Here is a 3,423-nt window from a genome sequence, read left to right on the forward strand (position 1 = left end):
GGTTATGTCTTCGACCGCATCGTCTGCTGTGGCGGTGAGCCCTAAAGAGCGTCTGGCGGTGTTGTTTGAGGAGTTGGCGGAGTTGGCCGGGCAGCGCAACGCCATTGATGGGCGCCTCGTGGACATCGTCGCTGAGATCGATCACGACGAGCTGTGCGGGATGACCGGCGCCCGCTCGGTGGCGGCGTTGGTGGCCTGGAAGCTGGGGGCGTCCTCGGCCAACGCCCACACCATCGCCACCATCGCGCACCGGCGGGCGGCCTTCCCGCGCTGCGCGGCGGGCCTGCGGCAGGGCCGACTGTCGCTGGATCAAGTCGGTGTCATCGCCGCGCGCGCCGGGGCGGGCTCCGATAAGCACTACGCCCAACTGGCGCAGGTCGCCACGGTCAACCAGCTGCGCACCGCGATCAAGCTCGAACCGCGACCCGACCCCGAACCGCGACCCCAACCCGAGCCTTCGATCACCAAGACCCGCAGCGAGCAGGGCAGCTGCTACCGGATCACACTCGATCACCTGGGTGCGGCGAAGTTCGACGCCGCCTTGGCCTCGCATCGGGAGGCGCTGATCGCCGAATGGAAACACGACCACAGCGAGGGCGGTGCGGATCAGCGGCCCCCGCTGCCGGGCACCCTGGAGGCGTTTTGGCGCCTGGTCGAGACCGGCTGGGACACCGAGGCCACCCGGCGCCCCCACGGCCAGCACACCACCGTGGTGGTCCACCTCGATGTGGCCCAGCGCGCCGCGGCGCTGCACCGGGGTCCGCTGCTGTCCGAGGCCGAACGCCGCTACCTGAGCTGTGATGCCACCTGCGAAGTCTGGTTCGAACGCCACGGCCAGCTCATCGGCGCCGGCCGAACAACCCGCCAGATCAACCGGCGGCTGCGCCGCGCCCTGGAGCACCGCCAGCCCAGCTGCGCAGTCCCTGGCTGCGGGGCCACCCGCGGCCTGCACGCCCACCACATCTGGCACGTGCGCCATGAGGCGCGTGAGTTCCGATCGGAGGTGAAAGACCTCCGATTTCTGGTTGTCACAGCGACCGGATAAAGCTGAGGGCAGCCGAATCTCGTAGGGATCGAGAGGGATTCGGTGGCAAGCGGCCCTGACAAAGCCACAGCGCGTCAGTACTGCCAGATGACGCGGCGTGTGGTGAGCAAGGTGAGAAGGTATACGCAAGAAACCAGTGTCTGATCCCTCGTTAGGTGGAACGGTCTGAAACCCGGCAGATATCGGACCGGTTGTGGTGCACGCGAATGCAGTGACGGCGGACGCGTCCGCTACCCGCTCCGGCCGGGAGCGGGTGGCAGTCGGCGGGAATTGTCTGTGGCGTACCTGCCGGGGCCATCGGGGCAAAGCTGGGTGCCTCCCTCACCGATCGGAATCACGTGAACATGGGAACCATCCGGGTGCCTCCCTCCCCGCATCCTTGCCAGGGGTGCGGCGGGTAGGTGTCGATGCCCACCAACAGCTCTCGGGTGGGGCGGAGCCGCCGTAGTACTCCGAGTCCGGGAAAGCCAGTCACATGGGGAAGGGCGGCAGTAGGACACGCAGAATTGGAGACTGCCATGGCAGAAGATGCGCCGATGAATATCGGTGCCGCACTGGAGTTGCCGTTTTCGGCGCGCCAGAAGGTACTGCGGATGCAGACCAAACTGCACTGTTGGGCGGCCACCGATCGTGGTCGTCGGTTTGATGATCTGTTTAACCTCGTGGCCGACCCGTGCTTCCTGGCTGTGGCTTGGACGCGGGTTCGGGAGAACACCGGTGCCCGCAGTGCGGGGATCGACAAGCGCACCGCCCGCTCCATCGAGAACAGTCCTGCCGGTGTGGCGGGGTTTCTTGAGGAGATACGGGAAGCGTTGCGGTCCCGGTCGTTTCGGCCGGAGCCGGTGCGGCGGGTCGAGATACCTAAAGCCAGCGGCAAGGTCCGCAAACTGGGTATCCCGACAGTGGCCGACCGGGTGGTGCAGGCAGCGTTGAAGTTGGTGTTAGAACCCATCTTTGAAACTGATTTCTCCGATTCCAGTTATGGGTTCCGACCTGGCCGGCGCGCTCCGGACGCGATCGAAGACATTCGATTCCATGCTCATCGTGGTTATGAGTGGGTGTTTGAAGCCGACATCGCGGCGTGTTTCGATGAGATCGACCACACCGCCCTGATGGGGCGGGTGCGTGGCCGTATCGGCGATAAACGCGTACTGGCATTGGTCAAGGCGTTCCTGCTCGCAGGAGTGCTCGAGACCGACGGCCTGACCTACGGCACCTCCACCGGAACTCCCCAGGGCGGCATCTTGTCGCCGCTGCTGGCCAATATCGCCCTCTCAGTGATTGATGACCACTTTGACACTGTCTGGGCAGCCCACCACGATGGTAGTGGACGCAGAAGCCACCGCCAGCGCGGAGGAGCGACGTATCGCCTGGTGCGCTACGCCGACGACTTCGTGATCCTGGTGTTCGGTGCCCGCGGGCATGCCGACGCGCTGTGGGAACAGGTGAGCAATCTGCTGATACCAATGGGGCTTCGATTGGCCCCGGAAAAGACGCAGGTCGTCCACCTCGACGAGGGCTTCGACTTTCTCGGGTTCCGCATCCAGCGCCACACCCAGAAAGGCAGCACCCGGAGATACGTCTACAGCTACCCCTCGCGCAAATCGGTGCAAACGATACGGCGCAAGCTCAAGACGCTGACCAAGCAGATCACCCATAGACCCCCGGATCAACTGTTTAGGCAACTGAACTCGATGGTCCGTGGTTGGGCCCAGTACTTCCGGCACAGCGCAGCCAGCCACGCTTACGCCACTCTAGGCAACTACCTATGGTGGCGGGTCTGGGCCTGGCTGCTGCACAAACACCCCCACACCGGTAAACGAGCCCTTTGGGCACGCCACCACGTGGACCGATGGCCGGAATACAACGGAGTGCGGCTCTACCACCCCGCTGCGATGCGCATCCAGCGCTACCGCTACCGCGGTGCTCAGATCCCCACTCCCTGGGAAACAATCAACGCCGTCCCCGCATGACCTACGGAAAGCCGGATGCGGTGAAAGCCGCACGTCCGGTTTGGGGGCGCGGCGGCGGGAAATAGCCCCAGCGAAAGCCGGACACTACGCCCGCCGCCGACGCCTACTGGGAAGACGGCGGCCCCACCGAGTTGGCCAACCTGGTGTTGCTGTGCCCGTATCATCACCGGCTGCATCATCGTGGCCTGATCACCATCACCGGATCTCCAGGCGCTCTCGTCGTGACCGACGGCGACGGGCAAGTGCTGAGCCCAGGATCGCTGGCGCGCCCACCCACCACATCCCCGCCCGCGGTGCCGCCGTGTCTGGGACCGACCGGCGAGCGCGCCCAATGGTGGTGGTACGACCCCTACCAACCCCCACCATCACCGACAAACAACCAGCTCTTTTACCGGGGCCGCCGTC

At 65.3% G+C, this 3,423-nt stretch carries 1 protein-coding gene and 2 pseudogenes; all 3 read left to right on the plus strand.

Annotation, left to right across the window (positions count from 1 at the left end; translation table 11 throughout):
- Positions 1-4: 4 nt before the first annotated feature.
- Positions 5-970 (plus strand): annotated as a pseudogene (locus tag VMD50_RS20690) (13E12 repeat family protein); the annotation flags it as partial.
- Between the two features lie 611 nt (positions 971-1,581).
- Positions 1,582-3,018: a group II intron reverse transcriptase/maturase gene (gene ltrA, locus VMD50_RS20695; protein ID WP_325430226.1), complete on the plus strand. Its 1,437-nt coding sequence runs from the start codon at positions 1,582-1,584 to the stop codon at positions 3,016-3,018.
- Positions 3,019-3,122: 104 nt separating this feature from the next.
- Positions 3,123-3,423, plus strand: a pseudogene (locus VMD50_RS20700) (HNH endonuclease signature motif containing protein); the annotation flags it as partial.

Origin of the sequence: Mycobacterium sp. (genome assembly GCF_035506235.1) — a bacterium.
GTDB lineage: Bacteria > Actinomycetota > Actinomycetes > Mycobacteriales > Mycobacteriaceae > Mycobacterium.